This window comes from Pseudomonas sp. AC247 (assembly GCF_979258015.1).
The window spans coordinates 2,345,738-2,367,922 of record NZ_OZ409829.1; the positions used below are offsets into that span (position 1 = coordinate 2,345,738).

Below are 22,185 nucleotides of genomic sequence, written 5' to 3' on the forward strand. Positions count from 1 at the left end.
ATTTGTAGGAGTGAGCCTGCTCGCGATTGCGGCGGCACATTCAGAACACCATGGCCTGACACAGCGCAATCGCGAGCAGGCTCACTCCTACAGAGGGCTGTCAGTTACAGCGGGGTTGGCTGGATGATTTCGACCCAGTAACCGTCCGGATCCTTGATGAATGCCAGGCTCTTCATGCGGCCATCGGTCAGGCGTTTCTGGAAGTCGCAACCCAATTCTTCAAAACGTGCGCACGCCGCCACGATGTCCGGCACCGAAATGCAGATGTGGCCAAAACCACGCGGATCGGTGTTGCCGTTGTGGTAGGCGAAGTCTGCATCGTTTTCGGTGCCGTGGTTGTGAGTCAGTTCCAGAATGCCCGGGATCGACTTCATCCACTCGGTACGTGCGGCGGCATCGTCCGGGATCTGTGCCTTGTCGACCAGCGCGAGGAAGTACAGGCTGAACTCGGCTTCGGCGAAATCGCGCTTCTCGACCAGCGAGAAACCCAGTACGCGGGTGTAGAAGTCCAGGGACTTGGTGATGTCTTTCACACGCAGCATGGTGTGGTTGAAGACGAAGTTGCGGGTTGCGCTGTCTGGCGTGGCGGTGACGCCGGGGAAAGTGTTCAGTTCGTGCAGGCTCATGGGCCCTCCAATAACAATGGGCGAGTGAATGGGCGCAATGATACGCATGCCTGCCAGCATCGCCAAATGAAAGGGCGGACTTGCCCTGCGCGCGGGCGGGGCTCAGACTTTGTCGCTCAATCTGCGAGTGCGTGCGGCAATGATCCGACTGTTCAAACCCCTGTTAGTTTGTTTTGCGTTTTCTGTTGCTGCCGCTGACGTGTCGGCGGCCGAGCCCGGCATTACCTGGCCGGCGGGTTGGGAGGTGGAAGCACTGCCTGATGCATCAGCGCAGGTTTCCCGGCAGCGGGCGGTGAAAAACGATGCCGATGGCAATCAGGTGATGGTGATGGAGTTGACCATGACGCAGGTAGAGGCGGGTCACCAAGTCAACTTGCAGGGCGTGCTGCTGGAGATGCGCAAGTCGATCCAGAAAGACTTTTTCCAGGGCGGTTATCAAAGCGTCTGCAACAAAGTGCACCCGGCGACGCTGGGGTCTTTGTCTGCCCTGGAAACCACTTGCACGATCACCGAAAACGGCCGGCATGTTTTGTCGCAAACCTTGGTGGCAGCGGTCGAGGCGGATAAGGCGTACGTTCTTTCCTATGCCGGACAGGCCGAGGTTTATAAAGCGAGTGCCGAAGAAATAGTGGCGGTGAGAAACAGCCTGAAACTTTAACGCGCTGTTCTATTGCCGCGCGGTTAGATACCCGAACGGATTAAGCACAAAGTTTAACCGTGGTGCTGATCGCAACATCGCGGCGCAAAATATTTTAGCGCTCTACCGTTCGCACGTTACAGGACGATCTCAACTTGCTCGATGAAAATCATTTCATTTGTTAGATATTGTCAATAAAAAAGCCCTGCATCGAGCAGGGCTTTTTTGTTGGCGTGGAATTAACCGCGCAACCAGGAATCAACGGTGGCTGCACCGTATTGTTCCTTCCAGGCTTTCAGGCCACGGTGGTTGCCACCTTTGGTTTCAATCAGTTCACCGGTGTGCGGGTTGTGATAAACCTTGACCACGCGTGCGCGGCGGGTTTTAGGGGCTGCAGAGGTTTGCAGGCCGGATTTTGCCGGGTTCGGATCGAGAATGGCGATGATGTCTTTCAGGCCTTTGCCGTAGGTTTTCATCAGCCCCTGGAGCTTTTCTTCGAATTCGATTTCTTTCTTGAGCCCGGCATCGTTCTTCAGCGACTCCAGCTGCTTGAGCTGTTCCTGAAGGGCCTTTTCAGCTGCACGAAATTCAGCGAGTCTGGACAATATCTTTACTCCAATAGTGTATTTGGCTGATACCAACCGCAAACAAAGCTGTAAGCCAAGAGCCTTGAAGCGACTCGGTGATAAGTGGCTCACCTGCCAATCTTGCTCAGGTTGAAAAAATTGTAGTAGTTAATGCGCTCAGAGTAAATCCTGTTGTTGTCTTCATGTAACAACAGCGGTCTTTTGTATCAATTTGGTGCGCCGAATCGGCAGCTGCGGCTTAATCGCGTTTAGTTAATGGTGACTTAATGCGTTGATGAAGTCGGCGGCGGGCATGGGTTTGCCAAACAGATAGCCTTGCATGAAGTTAACGTGATGAGCGGTCAGGTATTCGGCTTGCGCCTGAGTTTCGACACCTTCGGCAACAATACCCAGATCCAGCTTGGCCGAGAGTTCGATAATCGTGTCGAGAATATGCCGCGAGAGCGCGTCAATACCGATCATTGCGACGAAGCTCTGATCGATCTTGAGGAAGTCGACATTGAATTTGCGCAAGTAACCGAGACTTGAATGGCCGGTACCGAAGTCGTCGATCGCGATTTTCACACCCAGCGAGTGCAACTGTTCGAACAGTTGACGGGTGATGTCAGTCGGTTCGATCAGCTCGCGTTCGGTCAGCTCCAGGACCAGGCTGATGCTGCCCGGCATGAAGGCCGCAAGAAACTCCCTGCAGTCCTCGACCAGTTCCAGGTCGTGGCAATGGCTCGCGGTAATGTTGATGCCGATATGAAACGGCGTGGCAAAGCCCGCAGACTGTGGCCCCAACAGCGCCGCGGTCTGCTGCATCAGCGCGCGGGTCATCGGCACAATGAGTCCGGAGTGTTCGGCGAACGGGATAAACAGATCCGGGCGCACCAGGCCTTCCTTGGGATGATTCCAGCGCATCAGCACTTCAGTGCCCGACCATTGTTTACTGTCGCCATGCACCACGGGCTGGAAGTACGGAATGAACTCGCCTGCCTCTAGCGCGCGAAGCATCTCATGGCTTGGTGACGTCGAGCGCTTCTGCACGATGTGGCCGATCGCACCGGAGACCACACCGAAAAAGATCAGCAGACTGAACAGTGGTGGGTATGCGTCGGCCATGTAGCGCCAGGTTTCGCCCTGCGGGAAACCTGCAGAAACACTGAAGGCGTAGCGATTGGACTGCAACATGCTTTGTGCCACAGGCAACTCGGGCAGGTCACCCTGATGCACTTTGCCGTCAGCGGACAGCCAGTTGTCACCGACTTGCAGCAACAGCAGGGTTTCCCGGCCGATCAGTCGCAAAATGTTGCTCAAGTGATAGCCATCCAGCGTGGTCAGTGCGCCGCCACGACCGTCACTCAGGCGATACACCAGCAATGCGGTATTGGGCGTGACCGGATTGCCATTCATCAGCCACAGTTTGCCCTCGTGGTAATTGCCTGCATTGACTGCTTCCTTGAAGGGACCGAACAGTGAACTGCAATACAGGTTGTTGTCCCAGACCAGATTGGTCGAACGCACGAACGGGCGGCGGGTGACTTGCTCGCGCAGCGCCAGTTTCACCCCTTCACAGTCTTTTCCGGCCAGCGGCAACAGTTCGTGAGCGGCTTGAGCGGTGTTGTCGAGCATCAAGTCGAACTGGCGCAGGGCCTCCTCCGCGGTTTGCCGAGTGCTCTGTTGTAGCGTGCGCTCAGCCTGCAGATACAGAATCACACTGCCGAAGACGATCGGGAGCAGGCCGCTGAGCAGCGTCACGACGATACGGATGCTGCGCTTGCGGCGGGTTCTGACGGTCAACGGCATGGGCGCATCCTGTCGCGATGGAATAGGGCTCTGAAGTGCAGGCCGAGCAATGGCGCACGGCGCAAAAACAGTGGAGCCAGAGGGGAGGATAGATGGCCGTCGACGCTTGTGCTGCTCATTGATGATTGAGGCGCGTCGCCAACTCGATAAACGCCCGTGCGGCGGGTGATGACTGACGCTGATCGAGGACGGCCAGGCCGATCTGACGCTGCACAACGGGCAACAACGGTTTCCTCACGTAACGCGGCGTTGGATCGTCTGGCAACGAGCCTTCGGCCACAATCGTGATCGCGTCGCCCCGACTGACCGTGTCGAGGGTGCTGAGCAATTGGGAGCAGCGGTAGCGAATGTTCGGTTGCAGGCCTGCCGCCATGAACAGCCGCGACACCAGTTCCGAAGAACCGGCCTGGGTGAGCACGAACGGGTCGTCGCACAGGTCCTTCAGGCTCACCGCGGAACGCGTCGCCAGCGGGTGATCGAGCGCCAGCAGGGCGACCATCTGGTCCTCGATCAAGGCGAAAGTGTCGAAGCGCTCTTGCGGCAGCACAACAAAACCAACATCGATTCGCCGCTCTTCGAGCCACTGCGTCACCTGTCGGTCCGGCCCTTCATCAATGTGTACCTCAATGCCCGGATGCGCCTGGCGAAATCGATGAAGAATCTTTGGCAGCAATTTGATCGATGAGGTCGGGCCGAACGAGCCAATGCGCAATGTGCCGGTTTTCATGCCGCGGGCATCGGCCGCTTCCTGACGCAGCGTGTTGGCCAGGCCGAGCATTGAACGCGCGCGCAGCAACAGTTGCTGGCCAATGTCGCTAAGTTCCACCGACGATTGATGCCGACGCAGCAACTCGACGCCCAGTTCCTGTTCCAGCGACTTCATTGCGTGGGACACCGCCGACTGGGAAATACCCAAACGATGGGCCGCCAGGGTGAAACCGCGTAGCTCGGCGACCAGCGAGAAGATTTCCAGTTGGGTGAGGGTCATGAGTTTTTGCTCATTTTACGATGATCAGGAATGAAGTGAATGATACGGCATCGTTGCTGCTTTTCCCCTCTGGAGTGATATGCGCCATTTTGCACAGACCCACGCGACACCTTCCGACATGCCGGTTTACCTGACCCTGGCCGCCGTGACCATGATCTGGGGCGGGACGTTCGTTGCCGGGCGATTTCTCGCCGGCAGTCTCAGCCCGCTGTTCGCCGCCAGCCTGCGCTTCTTGCTGGCCAGTGCGGCACTGCTGGGATTTTTATGGCTGGCGCGGGTGCCGTTGGCGCGCCCGACGCCCCGGCAGTGGCTGCAATTGACACTGTTGGGTTTCTTCGGGATTTTCTTCTATAACCTGTGCTTCTTTTACGGCCTGCACTACATCAACGCCTCACGCGCTTCGTTGATTGTCGCGTTGAATCCGGCGGTGATCGGCCTTGCGTCCTGGCTGTTGTTCAAAGAGCGTCTGGGCAGGCTGAAAGTCGGCGGCATCGCGCTGTGCATGGCGGGCGCGAGCCTGGTGATTGTCAGCCGCAACCCACAATTGCTGGCGGCAACAGCGGATGCCTGGATGGGCGACCTGTTGATTCTCGGCTGCGTGCTGGGGTGGGGCGTTTACTCGCTGTTTTCCCGTGGCCTGAATCAGGCACTCGGCCCGGTGCAGACGGTGACGTATTCGATCCTGATCGGCACGCTCATGCTCTGGACGCTGGCTGCACTGCGTGGCGAACTGAGCTGGACGACATTGATCGGCCTCGGCACGCCGCAATGGCTGAGCCTGCTTTATCTCGGCGTGCTCGGTTCGGCGCTGGCCTACATCGGTTACTACGACGGCATTCGCAAAATCGGCGCGACACGTTCCGGCGTGTTTATCGCCTTGAATCCGTTGACTGCGGTGATCCTCGGCGCGCTGCTACTTGGCGAACAGTTGACGCTGGCCATGTGCCTGGGCGGTGCGCTGATCCTGTGGGGCATTTACCTGTGCAACAAACCCCTTGCACCGGGCGCAAAAAAGCGGATTTTATAGAGAGAGCAGACAAGCCTATTTACGCTGTGTAGAATCGGGTTACGCATACAATAATAATCGTCTTCTGGCAGCAGAAGCCTCGCCCGCAAAAGCCTTGGGTCGACAATGAAGATATTCGGGTTTCAACTGATCTACGGTGACTTCCTCGCCCGCAGTGTGCGTGGCATCTCCTGTGCGCCACCCACCGACCTCGCAGACTGACAAATAACCCTGGTTAATTTGATAAGAATGATGAGGCGTCACCATGACCGATTTATACGAAAACCCAATGGGCCTGATGGGCTTTGAATTCATCGAGCTCGCGTCGCCGGTGCCGGGCACCCTGGAGCCGATCTTCGAGATCATGGGCTTCACCAAAGTCGCCACCCACCGTTCGAAGAACGTGCACCTGTATCGTCAGGGCGCGATCAACCTGATCCTCAACAACGAACCCAACAGCGTCGCTTCGTACTTCGCCGCCGAACATGGCCCGTCGGTGTGCGGCATGGCGTTCCGCGTAAAAGATTCGCAAAAAGCCTACAACCGCGCACTGGAACTCGGGGCTCAGCCGATCCACATCGAAACCGGGCCGATGGAGCTGAACCTGCCGGCGATCAAAGGCATTGGCGGCGCGCCGCTGTACCTGATCGACCGTTTCGGCGAAGGCAGCTCGATCTACGACATCGACTTTGTGTTCATCGAAGGCGTTGATCGCAATCCGGTGGGTGCTGGCCTGAAAATCATCGACCACCTGACCCACAACGTCTATCGCGGTCGCATGGCTTACTGGGCGAACTTCTACGAGAAGCTGTTCAACTTCCGCGAGATCCGCTACTTCGACATCAAAGGCGAATACACCGGCCTGACCTCGAAAGCGATGACCGCGCCAGACGGCATGATCCGCATCCCGCTGAACGAAGAATCGTCCAAGGGCGCAGGTCAGATCGAAGAGTTCCTGATGCAGTTCAACGGCGAGGGCATCCAGCACGTCGCGTTCCTCACCGACGACCTGATCAAGACCTGGGATCAACTGAAGAAAATCGGCATGCGCTTCATGACCGCGCCGCCGGACACCTACTACGAAATGCTCGAAGGTCGCCTGCCGAATCACGGTGAGCCGGTCGATCAACTGCAATCGCGCGGCATCTTGCTCGATGGTGCATCGGAGCAGGGCGACAAGCGTCTGCTGCTGCAGATCTTCTCGGAAACCCTGATGGGCCCGGTGTTCTTCGAATTCATCCAGCGTAAAGGCGACGATGGCTTCGGCGAGGGTAACTTCAAGGCACTGTTCGAATCGATCGAGCGTGATCAGGTGCGCCGTGGTGTGCTTGCCACTGAGTAATCCGCCACTGAACTGAAAAATCCCGGCCTGCAGCGATGCAGGGCCGGGATTTTTTTTACGATCAAAAGATCGCAGCCTGCGGCAGCTCCTACAGGGAAGATGCATTCCAAATGTAGGAGCTGCCGCAGGCTGCGATCTTTTGCTTTTAAGGACGACGCTGACGCATCAAATGTTTGAACCCTTCAAACACCAGCACAACCACCGCCAGCCAGATGGGAATATACGTCAGCCATTCCCCGGACTTGATGCTCTCACCCAGCAACAACGCCACACCGAGCAACAACACCGGCTCAACATAACTCAACAAACCAAAAAGGCTAAACGGCAGCAAACGGCTGGCAATGATGTACACCACCAACGCCGACGCACTGATCAGGCCGAGCAACGGAATCAGCCACATCAACCCCGGGTATTGATCGAACACGCCAAAACCCTGTTCGCCGCCATGCACAAACCAGTAGGCGATTGGCAACATCAGCGTCATGTCGACCCACAAGCCACCGAGGTGGTCGGTTTTCAAGTACTTGCGCAGCACGAAATACAGCGGATAGCCAACGACGACGACCAGCGTCGCCCAGGAAAACCCGCCGACCTGATACAACTCGTTCAACACGCCCAACGAAGCGAAAAACACCGCGACTTTCTGCAGGTACGACAGGCTTTCGCCGTAGGCAATCCGCCCGGTCAAGACCATCGCCAGCGGCAGCAGGAAATAACCCAGCGAAACATCAAGGCTGTAGCCGTTCAATGGCGCCCACATGAACAGCCACAGTTGCACGCCGAGCAGGGCGGCCGAGACGATCAGGCCGGCGATCAATTTTGGCTTCGCCGCCATCAGGCGAACCAACTCCATCACGCGCCGCCATTCCCCGGACACCAGCATGAACACGGTCATGCACGGCACGGTCAGCAGCATCCGCCAGCCGAAAATCTCTACGCCGCTCAACGGGGTGAGCAACGAGGTGTAGAAGTACATGACGGCAAACAGCACCGAGGCTGAAACCGATAGAGCGATACCTTTAGACAAACTGTCCTCGCGGGGGTGATGGGCGAACGGGGCGCGAAGGATACGTGGTTTCTGTGCTGAATATTGGCCGGATGGTCATTATTTTCAACAGCCCTGTACACAAAATTGTAGGAGCTGCCGAAGGCTGCGATCTTTTGATTTAAAAAAAACAGAATCAAAAGATCGCAACCTTCGGCAGCTCCTACAGGAGGGGGCGTCAGATTGAGTGGGGTTTGCGCCCGGACACAAAATGGCTCACATCGTTGAACCCCGGTGTTGATGCATGCCCCGGCGTCACCAGCGAATCAATAAACGCTTCATCTTGCGCGGTGATCTTCACTGCCTGCGCCTTGGTGTACGCATCCCACTGTTCCTCAGTGCGTGGCCCGACGATCGCCGAGGTCACCGCGCTGTTGTTCAACACCCAGGCAATCGCGAATTCGACCATGCCAACGCCGCGTTGCTCGGTGTATTGCTGGATCTGCTGGGCGATACGCAGCGACTCCACGCGCCATTCGGTTTCCAGAATGCGTTTGTCCTGACGTCCGGCGCGGCTGTTGGCGTCCGGCTTGATGTCGGGCGCGTATTTGCCGCTGAGCACGCCACGGGCCAGCGGGCTGTAAGGCACTACGCCGAGACCGTAGGTTTGCGCTGCGGTTATTTGCTCGGTCTCGGCCTGACGGTTGACAATGTTGTACAGCGGCTGGCTGATCACCGGGCGATCAATCCCGAGTTTGTCAGCAATGCGAACGGCCTCGGCAATGCGCCAACCACGGTAATTGGACAGGCCCCAATAGCGAATCTTGCCCTGGCGAATCAGATCGCCAATCGCCGAAACAGTGACTTCCAGCGGCGTGTTGTGGTCTTCGCGGTGCAGGTAATAGATGTCGAGATAGTCGGTGCCGAGCCGCGTCAGGCTGGCCTCCAGGCCGTTGAAAATGTGTTTGCGGCTCAAACCGCTGCGGTTCGGCACGCCGTCCGCCGGGCCGAAACCGACTTTGCTCGCCAGTACCCATTCGTGGCGATGGCGGGCAATCGCTTCGCCGACGATTTCTTCCGAGCGACCGTTGGTGTAGACGTCGGCGGTATCAATGAAGTTGATGCCTTGATCCCAGGCCTTGTCGATGATGCGCAGCGAGTCCTCGGTGCTGGTCTGCTCGCCAAACATCATCGTGCCCAGGGTGAGGGTGGACACCCGCAGCCCCGAGTGACCCAGTGTGCGATAGCTCATGCCGAAATCCTTTGGTCGATGGGAAACCCCAACAAATACCAGATGATTCACAGGGCGCAAAGTGAATTGTTGTTCCTTTTAAAATGCAAAAAGATCGCAGCCTGCGGCAGCTCCTACATGAGACCGTGATCCCCTGTAGGAGCTGCCGAAGGCTGCGATCTTTTGACTTTTTATTAAGCCCGCAACGTCCGCGTCATCCGCAACGCCAACAGACTCCCGCCAACAATCACGCCCGCCAGCAGATACAACGCTGCATCGGTCGACCCGGTGCTGTCCTTGACCCAACCGACCAGATACGGACTGAGGAACCCAGCCATTTGCCCCATCGAGTTGATCAGCGCCAAGCCACCGGCAGCCGCACCGGCACTCAACATCGCCGTTGGCACAGGCCAGAACATCGGCAGGCCGGTCAGCGCGCCCATGGTCGCAATGGTCAGGCCGAGAATGGCAATGGCCGGGTTAGCGGCGAAATTCACCGCAATCACCAGACCGATCGCGCCCATCAACATCGGCACCACCAGGTGCCAGCGGCGTTCTTTGCGCAAGTCTGCCGAACGCCCGACGACCAGCATGAACACCGCCGCCAGCAGGTACGGAATCGCACTGAGCCAGCCGATCACCAGGTTGTCGCTGAAACCGAGGTTTTTGATGATCGACGGCAGCCAGAAGTTGATCGCGTACACACCACTCTGGATACAGAAGTAGATCAGGCCGAAGGCCCAGATCGCCGGGTTCTTGAACACCGCCAGCAGCGAGTCGGAGGTGGTTTTCGGTTTGTTCGCCAGGTCTTCAGCCTGATCCGCCTCCAGCACCGCGCGTTCATGCGGGGTCAGCCATTTGGCATGGGCGAAGCTGTCGCTCAGGAGGAAATAGGCGAGGGCGCCAAGGATCACGGTTGGAATGCCTTGCAGCAAGAACATCCACTGCCAGCCTGCCAAACCACCTTGTCCGGCGGCGAAGTGATTGAGGATCCAGCCAGAGAACGGGCTGCCGAGCAAACCCGAGACCGGGATGGCCGACATGAACAGCGCCATGATCCGGCCACGGCGGAAGGTCGGGAACCACTGCGAGAGGTACAGCACGACGCCCGGGAAGAAGCCCGCTTCGGCGGCACCGGTGAACAGGCGCAGGGTGTAAAACTCGGTCGGTGTGGTGACGAACAACAGACACGTGGACAGCGTGCCCCAGGTGATCATCATCACGGCAATCCAGCGTCGTGGACCGAACTTGGTCAACGCCAGGTTGCTCGGTACGCCGCACAGCACGTAGCCGATGAAGAAAATCCCGGCGCCAAGGCCGTACACGGTTTCGCTGAATTTCAGTGCGTCGAGCATCTGCAGTTTGGCAAATCCAACGTTGACCCGGTCGAGGTAGTTGAACAAGTAGCAGATGAAGATGAAGGGGATCAAACGCAGGGTGATGCGCTTGTAAACGGCATTTTTATCGTCTTCTTTGGTCTGGGTAGCTGCGGCGCTGTGCGACATAGCGGCTCTCTCTTTATTATGATTTTTTGCGATACAAAGGGTAACGTTGATCGCCCTGAGAGTCTCGACCACCATTGGCAGGATTGTCTTTGTGCCTGAGCACAGGGTTTGCCGCCAGACCCTGTGCGGGTGAACAACCCGTCCGCGCGTGTTTTCAAGGATTTACAGACTATGTTCGAACTCGATCACGACCTCGCTCAGGACATCGTCGACCGGGCCATGGCCATTTTGCCCTACAACGTCAACGTGATGGACAGTCAGGGATTGATCCTCGGCAGCGGCGAGCCGGAACGCATCAACACCCGCCACGAAGGCGCGCAACTGGTGCTGGCCAACAGCCGAGTGGTGGAGATCGACGCGCAGACGGCGGTGCACCTCAAAGGCGTGCAACCGGGGATCAATCTGCCGTTGCTGCTCGATCAGCGCCTGATCGGCGTATTGGGCATCACCGGCGAGCCCGAGCAACTGCGCACGTACGCCGAGCTGGTGCGCATGACCGCCGAGATGCTGGTCGGCCAGCGCAATCAACAGGCCGAACAGCAATGGCGGCGGCAGCGTTGCGATGATCTGCTGGCGTTGCTGTTGAGCGAGGCGGGCGATTCACCGCGCCTGTTTGACGAAGCGCAGCAGTTGGGGCTCAAACCGCAATTGACGCGGGTGCCGTACCTGTTCGAGTTGGGGCTGGAACATGGGCCGGGGCAAACCGTCGACGCGCTGAGCGCCTGGCTGACGTCGCGCTATCCCGACAGTTGGTGCGTGAGTTCGGCGAAATCGTCACTGCTGTGGTGTCGCCCGGCCAGCCAGAACGTCGAGCATGATCGTTTGCTGGAAAAACTCGATGGCATGGGCTGGAACATTTTGCGCATTGCCGTGGGTGGCCAGGCTGAAGGCCTGCTCGGTTTGCGCCGGTGTTATCGCCGGGTCGGTGACTTGCTGGCCTACGGGCGAGACGTACTGCCGCATTCACGGCTGCTGACGCTCAATCGCTATCGGCTGCCGGTGATGTTGTGGCGCCATCGCAACGATGATGCGCTGGATGAACTGCTCAAGCCGCTGCGCAAGGTGATCGCCAAGGACAGCAATGGCCAGTTGTTGGCCACGCTGCGCACCTGGTGCGAGCACGACGGCCAAAGCCAGGCATGCGCCGATGCACTGGGCATCCACCGCAACAGCCTGCGTTACCGGATGGAGCGGATTGCCGAACTCAGTGGCGTCGACCCGCTGCGGCTGGACGGTATGCTGGCGCTGTACCTCGGGGTGCAGCTCCTGCCGCAGACTGATGTGCCTATCTGAGGTGTTCTTGAGGACGCCATCGCTGGCAAGCCAGCTCCCACAGGTTTTGCTGTGTTCACAAATAACGTGTCAACACAAACCCTGTGGGAGCTGGCTTGCCAGCGATGAGGCCATGAGACCAAACGTCAATTCCACTGCCTTGTATAAATGAACAATAAACGTCTGTGCAAATTGTGCAGCGGACAGGCGTCAATGTGCATGCCGACTGGCAGCATGAGGGGCATTGGAACTGGAGAATCATCATGAAGATCGTCATCGCCCCCGATTCGTTCAAGGACAGCCTGAGTGCCCAAGGCGTCGCCGAGGCCATTGCCCGAGGCCTGGCGCAAGTGTGGCCACAGGCAACGCTGGTCAAATGCCCGATGGCCGATGGTGGTGAAGGCACGGTCGAGTCGATTCTTGCTGCCTGTGAAGGCGAACTGCGCCGCACCCGCGTGCGCGGCCCGCTCGGCGCGCCGGTTGACGCCGCGTGGGGCTGGTTGCCGCACAACCACACCGCAATCATCGAAATGGCCGAGGCCAGTGGCTTGCAACTGGTGCCAACCGGGCAGCGCGATGCCTGCGTCAGTAGCACGTTTGGCACCGGCGAGTTGATTCGTGCAGCGCTGGATGCCGGCGCGCAGCGGATCATTCTGGCGATTGGCGGCAGCGCGACCAATGACGCAGGCGCCGGCGCGATGCAGGCGTTGGGCGTCAAGCTGTTCGATGCACAAAATCAGTCGCTGGTGCCCGGCGGCCTCGCGTTGGCGCAACTGGCGCGGCTTGATCTGCGCGAGCTGGATCCGCGACTGGCGCAGGTGCGGTTCGACATCGCTGCCGACGTCAACAATCCGCTGTGTGGCCCACACGGCGCCTCGGCGATCTTCGGTCCGCAGAAAGGTGCATCGCCTGCGCAGGTTGAGCAACTCGATCAGGCCTTGGGCCACTTTGCTGACCTGTGCGCGCAGGCGCTGGACAAAGACGTTCGTGATGAACCGGGCTGCGGCGCGGCGGGTGGTTTGGGTTTCGCTGCCAAAGCGTTTCTCGGGGCGCAATTCCAGGCTGGCGTCGAAGTGGTGGCCGAACTGGTCGGCCTGGCCGAAGCCGTCAAAGGCGCGGATCTGGTGATCACCGGCGAAGGTCGGTTTGACGCACAAACCCTGCGCGGCAAAACCCCGTTTGGCGTGGCACGGATCGCCAAACAACAAAACGTGCCGGTGATCGTCATTGCCGGGACGTTGGGCGAGGGTTATCAAGACCTCTATGTGCATGGCATCGATGCCGCGTTTGCCGTGACCAGCGGACCGATGACACTGGAAAAGGCCTGCGCCGAAGCACCACGCCTGCTGAGCGAACGCGCCACCGACGTCGCCCGCGTCTGGCAACTCGCCAAACCCTGACCCAACCCCTGTAGGAGCTGCCGAAGGCTGCGATCTTTTGATCTTGCTTTACAAAAACAGGATCAAAAGATCGCAGCCTTCGGCAGCTCCTACATGTGGGGTGAACACTGTTTCATTGTTGTAACACCCTGAAAAATACTTGCTCTTGACCCGCAATCTTCCTCAAGCCTGGCCGATACAGCTAACAGGCGCGCACAAAGACTTCCCAAAACAGTGACGCCGGACTGAAGCCCTCTCAAGGGCCAGTGATCACGGCAAGGACGCTCGTAGTTTCTATCATCCGAGAGTCCAACTATGTCCTTGCGTAACCTGAACATCGCGCCCCGTGCCTTCCTCGGTTTTGCCTTCATCGCCCTGTTGGTGATTGTGCTCGGCGTGTTCGCCGTCAACCGCATGTCGATCATCCGCCAGGCCTCGGTCGACATGGACTCGACGCAGCTGCCCAGCGTGACTCATCTCAGCGTGGTGACGGAAAACGTCCTGCGCCTGCGCATTCTGTCGTTCCGCATATTGGTCAACCGCGAAGCCGCCGGTTTGCAGGAAGCACAAACGCGCATTGCCGCCCTGGTCGACAAGGTTCGCGCCGCCCAGGCCAGTTATGCCGCGTTGCCGGCCGGCCCGGAAGAGCGCGCGCTGTACCAGACCTTCGCCAATACCCTGGACAACTACCTGCAAGCGCAGAATCAAATGATGGACCTGTCGCGTCAGGACAAACTCGATGAGATGCGCAACCTGATCAATACGCGAATCAAGGACGGCACCGATCAGATGGGCGAACAGCTGAACAAACTGATCGCCATCAACGCTGCCGACGCCAAAGCCGCGTCGATCCAGGCCGGTGAGCACTACGACAGCGCCATCACCGGGATTATCATCGTCGCGCTGGTGGCGGCCATGGCCACTGTGTTGCTCGCCTGGCTGCTGACCCGCAGCATCGTCACGCCGCTGAATCGCGCAGTCGCCGCCGCGCAAACCATTGCGGGCGGCAACCTGACCAAACTCATTGAGGTCGACGGCAACGACGAACCGGCGCGCCTGCTCCAAGCGCTGGCAGCGATGCAGAGCAACCTGCGCAAAACCATCGAGCAGATCGCCGGTTCCGCCACGCAACTGGGCGCCGCCGCCGAAGAACTCAGCGCCGTGACTGAAGAAGCCTCACGCGGCCTGCAACAACAGAACAATGAAATCGAGCAAGCCGCCACGGCCGTCAACGAAATGACCGCCGCTGTGGAAGAAGTCGCGCGTAACGCCGTCTCGACCTCAGAAGCCTCGAACCAGTCGACCCACGCCGCGCGTGAAGGTCGCGATCAAGTGGTGAAAACCGTTGATGCGATCCAGACCATGACCCATGACGTGCAGAACACCGCGCAAATGATCGAAGGCCTCGCGGCGCAAGGGCGCGACATCGGCAAGGTGCTCGACGTGATCCGCGCCATTGCCGAACAGACCAACCTGCTGGCCCTCAACGCGGCGATCGAAGCGGCGCGTGCCGGTGAAGCCGGGCGCGGTTTCGCCGTGGTGGCGGACGAGGTGCGCGCCTTGGCCCATCGCACCGCGCAGTCGACCCAGGAAATCGAAAAAATGGTCGCCGGCATCCAGAACGGCACCGGCGAAGCGGTTTCGTCGATGCAGCAGAGCAACCAGCGCACGCAGTCGACGCTGGAAATGGCCCGCGCCGCTGGCGTGGCGCTGGAACAGATCACCCAGTCGATCCATCAGATCAACGAGCGCAATCTGGTTATCGCCAGTGCGTCGGAAGAGCAGGCGCAAGTTTCGCGCGAGGTCGATCGCAACCTGGTCAACATCCGCGACCTGGCCACGCAATCGGCCGCCGGAGCCAACCAGACCAGCGCCGCGACGCATGAACTGTCACGTCTGGCGGTGGATTTGAATGCCATGGTGGCGCGTTTTGTGATTTGAGATAGGGTGAAGGCTGGAGACCGCGCAATCAGGAGACGTACATGCGCTATTCAGCCTTGACCCAACGAATCGCCGGGGAAGGAGCAGCAGCCTGGCAGATTCACGACCGAGCGCTGGAGTTGCGCGCCGAGGGTGTCGATATCCTGCTGCTGACGGTGGGTGATCCGGATTTCGATACGCCGCTGCCGATCATCCACGGGGCCATCGATAGCCTGTTGGCGGGCGATACCCATTATTCCGAAGTGCGCGGCCGCGTGGCGCTGCGCAAGCTGATCGCCGGGCGCCATCGGGCGCGCAGCGGTCAGGCGGTCGATGCCGACCATGTGATCATCATGCCCGGCGCGCAATGCGCGGTGTATTCAGTGGCGCAGTGTCTGCTCGATCCGGGTGATGAAGTGATCGTCGCCGAGCCGATGTATGTCACCTACGAAGGGGTGTTCGGCGCGTGCGGGGCGACGGTGGTGCCGGTGCCGGTGAAACCGGAAAACGGTTTTCGGGTCGATCCTGCCGATGTCGCTGCACGAATTACCTCGAAAACCCGCGCGCTGTTGCTCAACAGCCCGAACAATCCCTCCGGCGCGAGCCTGTCTTTGCTGATTTGGCAGGAATTGGCAGCGCTGTGCATTCGTCATGACCTGTGGCTGATCAGCGATGAGGTCTACAGCGACCTTTTATATGAAGGCGAGCACATCAGCCCGGCAAGCCTGCCGGGCATGGCCGAACGCACGGCGACCATCAACAGCCTGTCGAAATCCCATGCCATGACCGGCTGGCGCATCGGCTGGATGATCGGCCCCAAGCCGTTGGCGGAACATCTGGTCAATCTGTCGCTGAGCATGTTGTTCGGCCTGCCGGACTTTGTGCAAAAAGCTGCGGAGGTGGCGCTGAAGTCGGACCTGCCGGAAGTGACGCAGATGCGCGAAGAATATCGCTTGCGCCGGGATTTGGTGTGCGAGCGTTTGCACGGTTGTCCGGGGCTGTATCCGATTCGTCCGGATGGCGGCATGTTTGTCATGGTCGATGTGCGCCAGACCGGGCTTGGCGCGCAGGCATTCGCCGAGCGCTTGCTGGAAGGTTACGGCGTGTCGGTGCTGGCCGGCGAGGCATTCGGCCCGAGCGCGGCGGGGCATATTCGTCTGGGATTGGTGCTGGATCGGGTGAAACTCGCCGATGCCTGCGCGCGGATTGCGCTGTGTGCGGCGCAGCTTTTACAGGCGCGCAGTGCCTGATGGTTTTTGGGTCGCCGGTACTGGCCTCATCGCGAGCAGGCTCACTCCTACAATGATTTGAGGCGTGCACCACAACCCTGTAGGAGTGAGCCTGCTCGCGATAGCCATTGAACAGTCAATGAAATTCTCAGCCCTGCCGGGCTGGTGGGTTCACCAGATTCCCCGGTTTCTCTCCACTCAACGCCGCCAGCAGATTATCCACCGCACACCGCGCCATCGCCTCACGCGTTTCATGCGTCGCCGAGCCCATGTGCGGCGTCGCCACCACGTTATCAAGCTGCAACAACGGCGACGCCTGATCCAGTGGCTCGCGCTCGAACACATCCAGCCCCGCCGCGCGAATGCGCTTTTCGCGCAGCGCATCAATCATCGCCGCCTCATCAACAACCTTGCCCCGCGAGATGTTGATAAAGATGCTCTCCGGGCGCATCAACGCAAACTGCTCAGCCCCGATCAAACCTTCTGTCTGCGCCGTCAACGGCAAGGTCAGGCAAATGAAATCGGCTTGCTGCAGCAAATCTTCAAGGCTTCGATACTGCGCAGCAAAACGCGCCTCGACTGCCGGTTTGCGCGACTGACTGTGATAGATCACCGGCATGCCAAAGCCGAAATGGCCACGCTGCGCCAATGCTTCGCCAATGCGGCCCATGCCGATGATCCCCAGCGTCTTGCCGTGCACATCGGTGCCAAAGTGCGCCGGGCCGATATTGCGTTGCCACTGGCCGTTGCGCACCAGGTTCGCCAGTTCCACCACACACCGGGCGGCGGCGAGGACCAAGGCGAAGCCAGTGTCAGCAGTGGTTTCGGTGAGGACGTCCGGGGTGTTGGTGAGCATGATCTGCCGTGTGTTCAGGTAGGCGATGTCGTAGTTGTCGACGCCCACCGAAACGCTGGCAATCGCTTCAAGCTGCGGCGCCAGATCGAGCAACGCCGCATCGAGTTTCAGACTGGCGCCGAGCAGACCGTGGGCATGGGGCAGGGCGTCGCGCAGTTGCATGAGGCCGTCGGGGTCGAGGCTTTCGATCAGTGTTACTTCGCACTGTTCTTGCAGGCGCGCCATCAGCGCTGGCGAGAGTTTCTTGTACAACACGACGTGTTTTTTCATGGCAAAAGTCTCTTCAGGAATGGGCCGGTACATGGCGCGTAGTCACGGCTTTGGCCACCACGCGATCACTCGCGCCGGGCTTGAGGAAAATCGTCAGCACCACCGACAGTAACAACGCGCCGCTCATCAACAGGTAGGATGCGCCGGGCGAACCGGTGGTGCTGTTCAGGTAACCGACCAGGTACGAGCCGCCGAATGAACCGAGCGCGCCCATGCTGTTGATCAGCGCCATCGCGCCACCGGCGACGTTGGCGGGGAGAATCTCCGGGACGATGGCAAAGAACGGCCCGTACGGTGCGTACATGCAGGCGCCGGCAATCACCAGCAAGGTGTAAGACCACCAGAAATGTTCAGCGCCCAGCGCGTACGAACCGTAGAAAGCGATCGATGCGATCAGCAGCGGCGGCCAGACGAAGCGTTTGCGTTTCTGCAACTTGTCCGAACCCCACGACACCACAAGCATGCCGATCACCGCCGCCAGATACGGCAGCGCCGACAGCCAGCCGGCCTCGATCATGTCCATTTGCGCGCCGGCCTTGAGGATCGACGGCAGCCACAGCACAAAGCCGTACACGCCGATGCTCCAGCAGAAAAACTGCAGCGCCAGAATAATCACCTTTGCCGAACGGAAGGCCTCGGCGTAGTTTTTCACCGCCTTGATACCAACCTGTTCGGCTGCCAGGGCGCTTTCCAGATCCTGCTTTTCCTGGTCGTTGAGCCACTTGGCCTCGGACGGACGATCATCGGCCAGGCGCCACCAGATAAACGCCCAAAGCACTGCCGGCAAACCTTCGATGATGAACATCCAGCGCCAGCTGAAATGCTGCACCAGATACCCCGAGACCACCGACATCCACAGCATGGTCACCGGGTTGCCGAGGATCAGGAAAGTGTTGGCCCGCGAGCGTTCGGCGCGGGTGAACCAGTGGCACAGGTACACCAGCATCGCTGGCATCACCGCCGCTTCGACCACGCCGAGCATGAAGCGGATGACGATCAGCCAATAGGCGTTGGAGACCACGCCGGTCAACGTGGCGAGGCCACCCCAGAGAATCAGGCTGACGAATATCAGTTTCTTCACGCTGTGCTTTTGCGCATAGATTGCGCCCGGCACCTGGAAGAAAAAGTACCCGAGAAAGAACAGCGCACCGAGCAGCGAAGACAGGCCCGGGGTGATCATCAGGTCTTCGGCCATGCCCGAGGCAGCGGCAAAACCGTAGTTGGCGCGGTCCAGATACGCCAGGCTGTAGGTGATGAATACGATTGGCATGATGTACCACCAGCGGCGGGTGGCGAGGGTCACGGTTTTCATGGTTTGTGGCTCCTGAGCTTGTTGTTTTTGTCGCAGCAGGTTCAATGAATGTTGTCTGTCAGGGCCTCATCGCGAGCAGGCTCACTCCTACAGGGGGACGCATTTCAAATGTAGGAGTGAGCCTGCTCGCGATTGGCGTCTTGGAATTCGGTGAATAGTTCAGCCCGGGTTGGAAGGCCCTCCATATCCCCGCGACTCTGCACCGCGCGGCTGCCAATCCAGTTCGCACGCTGCACCGCCTCGGCAAAACTCTGATGCTCCAGCAAGGCACTGATCATCCCGACCGCAAAGCCATCACCGGCACCCACCGTGTCGACGACGTGGGCCACCGGCACGCCGGCAACAAAACCCTGCGCCAACTGCGTGCGGTAATAAGCACCCTGCGGGCCTAGCTTGATCGCCACGGCTTCTGCGCCTTGATCGAGATAAAACGCGGCAATGTCGGCCGGGTCGTCGAAGCCGGTGAGCAAGCGACCCTCGCTCAATCCCGGCAGCACCCAGTGGGCGAGGGCGGCGAGGCGGTTGATCTCGGTGATCATCTCGCGCTCGCTGGCCCACAGGCTCGGGCGCAGATTGGGATCGAACGAGACGCTGCGTCCCGCGTTGCGCATGCGGCTCATCAATTCAACGGACATCTCCCGCGCCGAGGCTGACAGTGCCGGAGGAATACCGGTGGCGTGCAGGTGACGGGCGCTGAGTAATTGTGCGGTGATCGACTGCGGCGATAGATGGCTGGCCGCCGAGCCGCGCCGGAAATACTCGACCTGCGGATCGCTGCCATCGTCACTGCGAGACTTCAACTGGAAACCGGTCGGGTGGGCGCTGTCGACCTCGACATGACTGCAATCCAGACCTTCTTTTGTCAGCGTTTCGACAACGAAGCGCCCGAGCGAGTCTTGACCGACCCGGCTCAGCCAAGTGACGTTGAAGCCCAGGCGCGACAGGCCAATGGCAACGTTGCTGTCGGCGCCGGCGATGCGCTTGTGAAATTGCTCGACCGCGGCCAGATCACCCGTTTGCTCGGCGACGAACATCGCCATGGTTTCGCCGAACGAGAGAATATCGATCTCAGACATGAGCAGGCTCCAGACTCGATTGGCCGAGGTGGGCGAGGGCGGCGACGTGTTCGCGGGTCAACTCGACCAGGTCCTCGCCTTGCAGCGGGTACTCGGCAGCGCGCATAACGCCTTGGGCCATGTGCCGCAGCAGTTGTTCCCACAGATGCAGATCGCTGACGGCGGGCGGCACGGCTATCAGTTTGCCGTCAGCGCGACGCGCCACGGCTTTGCAATGCACGTAACCGACGTGGCGGCCCAGCAGGCGCGCGGCGCTGGCGGCGGACTGGTCTTGCCATTGCCAGTTGCCAATGTCGAAAGTCATCTTGATCGGCAGATTGTGCTGTTCGACGGCGGCGAAGAAGCGCTGGAACGGTTCGATTCGGCCGCCTTGCAGGGTCTGGTCGTTCTCCACCAGCAACTGCACCGGACTGTGCTTCAAACGTTCGGCCAGTGCCTGCAGATCGTTGGTGTCGGTGAAATAACCGAGCGACACCTTGAGCCACTTCGAGCCGAAGGTTTCGGCGTTGTGCAGCGCGGTGATCAGTTCGGGGTTGGGTTGCGCCTGACCGGCGAGCCACAGTTCAGTGGGCGACGAGTAGATGCTTTGCAGCCCTTGGGCCTGTGTAGCCTCAGCCAACTGGGCCGGGTCTTCGCGCGTCAGCAGCTCTTCGCGCCATTCGATGCGATCGGCCCCGGCCGTGGCGAGGATTTCGATGAAAGCGCCTTGCCCGCGCTGGCGGACAAGTTCGGCGCCGTAGCTGGACAAACTGATGGAGACGGCAGGTTTATTCATTGTTATTGACCTCTGAAACCGGTTTCATTTTTGTTCAAAAAAATCAGGCAGTTTTGTGTTGTTCCTTCAAGCCCCATCGCTGGCAAGCCAGCTCCCACAGGTTCATGGCCGTGTACAAAAAATTGTTATACGCCCCGGACACTGTGGGAGCTGGCTTGCCAGCGATAGCGTCAGCTCAAACACCGTCGCTCTGACGGGTCGACCCACGTTCAACCAGCACCGGTGCAAAATCCAGCACCCGCGCCGGCTCGCCATCACCACGCAAGCGCTTGAGCAGACACTCAAACGCCCGCGCGCCAATCTCTTGTGTCGGTTGGGCCAGCGCGGTAATCCCGCTCCCCACCAACGGATACCAATCCAGATCATCCAGGGCGATCACGCCGATATCATCGAATAAACGGCAACCGATCTCGCGCAATGCTTTGACGCAGGCCAGCGCTGCGACGCCATTGGCGCAAAACAGTGCTTTGGGGCCGGCCCCCGCTTTGTGCAAGAACGATTGAAGAGCGCCAGTCAGGTTGTCGCCGGTTTCCAAAACCGTTCCGCTTAGCAGTGATCGCTGGGCGATCTGCGCCTGAAAACTACTGACGCGCTCGACTCGCGAACTGGTGCCGTCGTACGGCTCGGTCACCAGCACCACGTCGCGATAGCCGCGCTGTTCGAGATGAGCGAGTGCCATCTCCACCGCTTGCGCGTTATTCAGGCCGACCATATCGCTGTCGAGCCCGGCGACCTTGCGATCCACCAACACCATTGGCATTTCGCGATGCAATTCATGCAACTCGTCGCGGTGGTGGCCAAGGGTGTTCACGATCAGCCCTTCGATGTTGTACGAGCGCAACAGCGCCAAATGCTGGCGCTCCTGCTCGTCATCGCGGTCGGTATTGCACACCACCAGGCTGTAACCGTGCGCACGGCAAGCGGTTTCCACCCCGTGCATCACGGCAATTGAATAAGGATTACGGATGTCGGCAACCAACATGCCGATCAGGCGCGTACGACCGCGCTTGAGGCCACGGGCCATCTGATTGGGGCGATAGCCGAGTTCGGCGATGGCGTGTTCGATGCGCGAGGCAATGGCATCGGAAAGCAGGGCGCGATCATCGCCTATGAAGCGCGAAACGCTGGCCTTGGAGACGCCGGCGCGCTCGGCAACATCAAGCATGGTGACACGGCTGCGCTGTGCGGCGGAGAAGTCATTCACATCGGTGGACCTTATTTTTGGGTGGTGCTGAAACCGGTTTCATAAGGCACCACTGTCAAGGTGTGCGTCAAGTGCTTTGAATAAAAGCGAAGTCGGTCCGTCGGTAAAAACCGACGAGCGGTATTAAAACCTGTCAGATCTGACAGTAGTCAACACCCGCTCAATCGTCGCTTAATCACCCCAGGATCAATTGAAGA

Annotated in this window: 19 protein-coding genes; 7 read left to right on the plus strand and 12 right to left on the minus strand. The window is 59.4% G+C overall.

Annotated elements, in window-relative coordinates:
* Positions 1 to 104: 104 nt before the first annotated feature.
* On the minus strand, positions 105 to 626 hold the full coding sequence (gene gloA, locus ACZZ0B_RS10915) for a lactoylglutathione lyase (protein ID WP_008082664.1): 522 nt from the start codon (positions 624 to 626) through the stop codon (positions 105 to 107).
* Between the two features lie 139 nt (positions 627 to 765).
* On the opposite strand from gloA, the gene ACZZ0B_RS10920 reads away from it, so the two are divergent.
* On the plus strand, positions 766 to 1,284 hold the full coding sequence (locus ACZZ0B_RS10920; protein WP_158834933.1) for a DUF4946 domain-containing protein: 519 nt from the start codon (positions 766 to 768) through the stop codon (positions 1,282 to 1,284).
* 218 nt (positions 1,285 to 1,502) lie between these two features.
* Here ACZZ0B_RS10920 and ACZZ0B_RS10925 read toward each other — a convergent pair whose 3' ends face one another.
* The 3 genes from ACZZ0B_RS10925 to ACZZ0B_RS10935 form a co-directional block, all read right to left on the minus strand.
* The gene (locus ACZZ0B_RS10925; RefSeq protein ID WP_007912217.1) at positions 1,503 to 1,868 is read right to left on the minus strand and encodes a histone-like nucleoid-structuring protein, MvaT/MvaU family; all 366 of its coding nucleotides are present in this window, start codon (positions 1,866 to 1,868) and stop codon (positions 1,503 to 1,505) included.
* A 234-nt stretch (positions 1,869 to 2,102) separates the two neighbouring features.
* Positions 2,103 to 3,638 carry an EAL domain-containing protein gene (locus ACZZ0B_RS10930; RefSeq protein ID WP_463545152.1) on the minus strand — a complete coding sequence of 512 codons (1,536 nt, stop codon included), beginning with the start codon at positions 3,636 to 3,638 and terminating at the stop codon, positions 2,103 to 2,105.
* Between the two features lie 115 nt (positions 3,639 to 3,753).
* Positions 3,754 to 4,626: a LysR family transcriptional regulator gene (locus ACZZ0B_RS10935; protein WP_463545153.1), complete on the minus strand. Its 873-nt coding sequence runs from the start codon at positions 4,624 to 4,626 to the stop codon at positions 3,754 to 3,756.
* Between the two features lie 79 nt (positions 4,627 to 4,705).
* Here ACZZ0B_RS10935 and ACZZ0B_RS10940 point away from each other — a divergent pair, with 79 nt between their 5' ends.
* Together ACZZ0B_RS10940 and hppD are read left to right on the plus strand one after the other, a co-directional pair.
* Positions 4,706 to 5,653, plus strand: a complete 948-nt coding sequence (locus ACZZ0B_RS10940) for a DMT family transporter (protein WP_440093898.1) — start codon at positions 4,706 to 4,708, stop codon at positions 5,651 to 5,653.
* A 244-nt stretch (positions 5,654 to 5,897) separates the two neighbouring features.
* Positions 5,898 to 6,974: a 4-hydroxyphenylpyruvate dioxygenase gene (gene hppD / locus ACZZ0B_RS10945; protein WP_016984437.1), complete on the plus strand. Its 1,077-nt coding sequence runs from the start codon at positions 5,898 to 5,900 to the stop codon at positions 6,972 to 6,974.
* Positions 6,975 to 7,119: 145 nt separating this feature from the next.
* Here the strand turns inward: hppD and rarD are convergent, their stop codons facing one another.
* The 3 genes from rarD to ACZZ0B_RS10960 all read right to left on the minus strand — a co-directional run bounded on the left by rarD (position 7,120) and on the right by ACZZ0B_RS10960 (position 10,695).
* On the minus strand, positions 7,120 to 8,001 hold the full coding sequence (gene rarD, locus ACZZ0B_RS10950; RefSeq protein WP_463545154.1) for an EamA family transporter RarD: 882 nt from the start codon (positions 7,999 to 8,001) through the stop codon (positions 7,120 to 7,122).
* Between the two features lie 196 nt (positions 8,002 to 8,197).
* Positions 8,198 to 9,211, minus strand: coding sequence for an aldo/keto reductase (locus ACZZ0B_RS10955; RefSeq protein WP_440093894.1), 1,014 nt, complete (start codon positions 9,209 to 9,211; stop codon positions 8,198 to 8,200).
* 173 nt (positions 9,212 to 9,384) lie between these two features.
* Complete coding sequence (locus ACZZ0B_RS10960; RefSeq protein ID WP_008082649.1) at positions 9,385 to 10,695, minus strand: MFS transporter; 1,311 nt, start codon at positions 10,693 to 10,695, stop codon at positions 9,385 to 9,387.
* 171 nt (positions 10,696 to 10,866) lie between these two features.
* Here ACZZ0B_RS10960 and ACZZ0B_RS10965 point away from each other — a divergent pair, with 171 nt between their 5' ends.
* The 4 genes from ACZZ0B_RS10965 (at position 10,867) to ACZZ0B_RS10980 (ending at position 16,516) form a co-directional block, all read left to right on the plus strand.
* A complete protein-coding gene (locus ACZZ0B_RS10965; protein WP_463545155.1) occupies positions 10,867 to 11,988 on the plus strand; it encodes a sugar diacid recognition domain-containing protein in 1,122 nt (373 codons plus the stop codon).
* Positions 11,989 to 12,230: 242 nt separating this feature from the next.
* Positions 12,231 to 13,367 (plus strand): glycerate kinase, encoded by a 1,137-nt coding sequence (locus ACZZ0B_RS10970; RefSeq protein ID WP_463545156.1) that lies wholly within the window; start codon positions 12,231 to 12,233, stop codon positions 13,365 to 13,367.
* A gap of 294 nt (positions 13,368 to 13,661) precedes the next feature.
* Positions 13,662 to 15,287 (plus strand): methyl-accepting chemotaxis protein, encoded by a 1,626-nt coding sequence (locus ACZZ0B_RS10975; RefSeq protein ID WP_440093888.1) that lies wholly within the window; start codon positions 13,662 to 13,664, stop codon positions 15,285 to 15,287.
* Between the two features lie 41 nt (positions 15,288 to 15,328).
* Positions 15,329 to 16,516, plus strand: coding sequence for a pyridoxal phosphate-dependent aminotransferase (locus ACZZ0B_RS10980; protein WP_158834868.1), 1,188 nt, complete (start codon positions 15,329 to 15,331; stop codon positions 16,514 to 16,516).
* A gap of 127 nt (positions 16,517 to 16,643) precedes the next feature.
* On the opposite strand, the gene ACZZ0B_RS10985 is transcribed toward ACZZ0B_RS10980, so the two are convergent.
* The 5 genes from ACZZ0B_RS10985 to ACZZ0B_RS11005 form a co-directional block, all read right to left on the minus strand.
* The gene (locus tag ACZZ0B_RS10985) at positions 16,644 to 17,621 is read right to left on the minus strand and encodes a 2-hydroxyacid dehydrogenase (protein WP_463545157.1); all 978 of its coding nucleotides are present in this window, start codon (positions 17,619 to 17,621) and stop codon (positions 16,644 to 16,646) included.
* 13 nt (positions 17,622 to 17,634) lie between these two features.
* The gene (locus ACZZ0B_RS10990; RefSeq protein ID WP_463545158.1) at positions 17,635 to 18,933 is read right to left on the minus strand and encodes an MFS transporter; all 1,299 of its coding nucleotides are present in this window, start codon (positions 18,931 to 18,933) and stop codon (positions 17,635 to 17,637) included.
* A gap of 104 nt (positions 18,934 to 19,037) precedes the next feature.
* Positions 19,038 to 20,009, minus strand: a complete 972-nt coding sequence (locus tag ACZZ0B_RS10995) for a sugar kinase (RefSeq protein ID WP_463545159.1) — start codon at positions 20,007 to 20,009, stop codon at positions 19,038 to 19,040.
* The gene (locus tag ACZZ0B_RS11000; protein ID WP_463545160.1) at positions 20,002 to 20,784 is read right to left on the minus strand and encodes a sugar phosphate isomerase/epimerase family protein; all 783 of its coding nucleotides are present in this window, start codon (positions 20,782 to 20,784) and stop codon (positions 20,002 to 20,004) included. Before ACZZ0B_RS11000 ends, ACZZ0B_RS10995 begins: the two co-directional genes overlap by 8 nt.
* Positions 20,785 to 20,959: 175 nt before the next feature.
* A complete protein-coding gene (locus ACZZ0B_RS11005; protein ID WP_463545161.1) occupies positions 20,960 to 21,988 on the minus strand; it encodes a LacI family DNA-binding transcriptional regulator in 1,029 nt (342 codons plus the stop codon).
* Positions 21,989 to 22,185 lie beyond the last annotated feature (197 nt).

Bases quoted from the DNA above. Each gene is read 5' to 3' on its own strand.
- gloA (WP_008082664.1), bottom strand. From the start codon at position 626: ATGAGCCTGCACGAACTGAACACTTTCCCCGGCGTCACCGCCACGCCA.
- ACZZ0B_RS10920 (WP_158834933.1), top strand. From the start codon at position 766: ATGATCCGACTGTTCAAACCCCTGTTAGTTTGTTTTGCGTTTTCTGTT.
- ACZZ0B_RS10930 (WP_463545152.1), bottom strand. From the start codon at position 3,638: ATGCCGTTGACCGTCAGAACCCGCCGCAAGCGCAGCATCCGTATCGTC.
- ACZZ0B_RS10935 (WP_463545153.1), bottom strand. From the start codon at position 4,626: ATGACCCTCACCCAACTGGAAATCTTCTCGCTGGTCGCCGAGCTACGC.
- ACZZ0B_RS10940 (WP_440093898.1), top strand. From the start codon at position 4,706: ATGCGCCATTTTGCACAGACCCACGCGACACCTTCCGACATGCCGGTT.
- hppD (WP_016984437.1), top strand. From the start codon at position 5,898: ATGACCGATTTATACGAAAACCCAATGGGCCTGATGGGCTTTGAATTC.
- ACZZ0B_RS10955 (WP_440093894.1), bottom strand. From the start codon at position 9,211: ATGAGCTATCGCACACTGGGTCACTCGGGGCTGCGGGTGTCCACCCTC.
- ACZZ0B_RS10960 (WP_008082649.1), bottom strand. From the start codon at position 10,695: ATGTCGCACAGCGCCGCAGCTACCCAGACCAAAGAAGACGATAAAAAT.
- ACZZ0B_RS10965 (WP_463545155.1), top strand. From the start codon at position 10,867: ATGTTCGAACTCGATCACGACCTCGCTCAGGACATCGTCGACCGGGCC.
- ACZZ0B_RS10970 (WP_463545156.1), top strand. From the start codon at position 12,231: ATGAAGATCGTCATCGCCCCCGATTCGTTCAAGGACAGCCTGAGTGCC.
- ACZZ0B_RS10975 (WP_440093888.1), top strand. From the start codon at position 13,662: ATGTCCTTGCGTAACCTGAACATCGCGCCCCGTGCCTTCCTCGGTTTT.
- ACZZ0B_RS10980 (WP_158834868.1), top strand. From the start codon at position 15,329: ATGCGCTATTCAGCCTTGACCCAACGAATCGCCGGGGAAGGAGCAGCA.
- ACZZ0B_RS10985 (WP_463545157.1), bottom strand. From the start codon at position 17,621: ATGAAAAAACACGTCGTGTTGTACAAGAAACTCTCGCCAGCGCTGATG.
- ACZZ0B_RS10990 (WP_463545158.1), bottom strand. From the start codon at position 18,933: ATGAAAACCGTGACCCTCGCCACCCGCCGCTGGTGGTACATCATGCCA.
- ACZZ0B_RS10995 (WP_463545159.1), bottom strand. From the start codon at position 20,009: ATGTCTGAGATCGATATTCTCTCGTTCGGCGAAACCATGGCGATGTTC.
- ACZZ0B_RS11000 (WP_463545160.1), bottom strand. From the start codon at position 20,784: ATGAATAAACCTGCCGTCTCCATCAGTTTGTCCAGCTACGGCGCCGAA.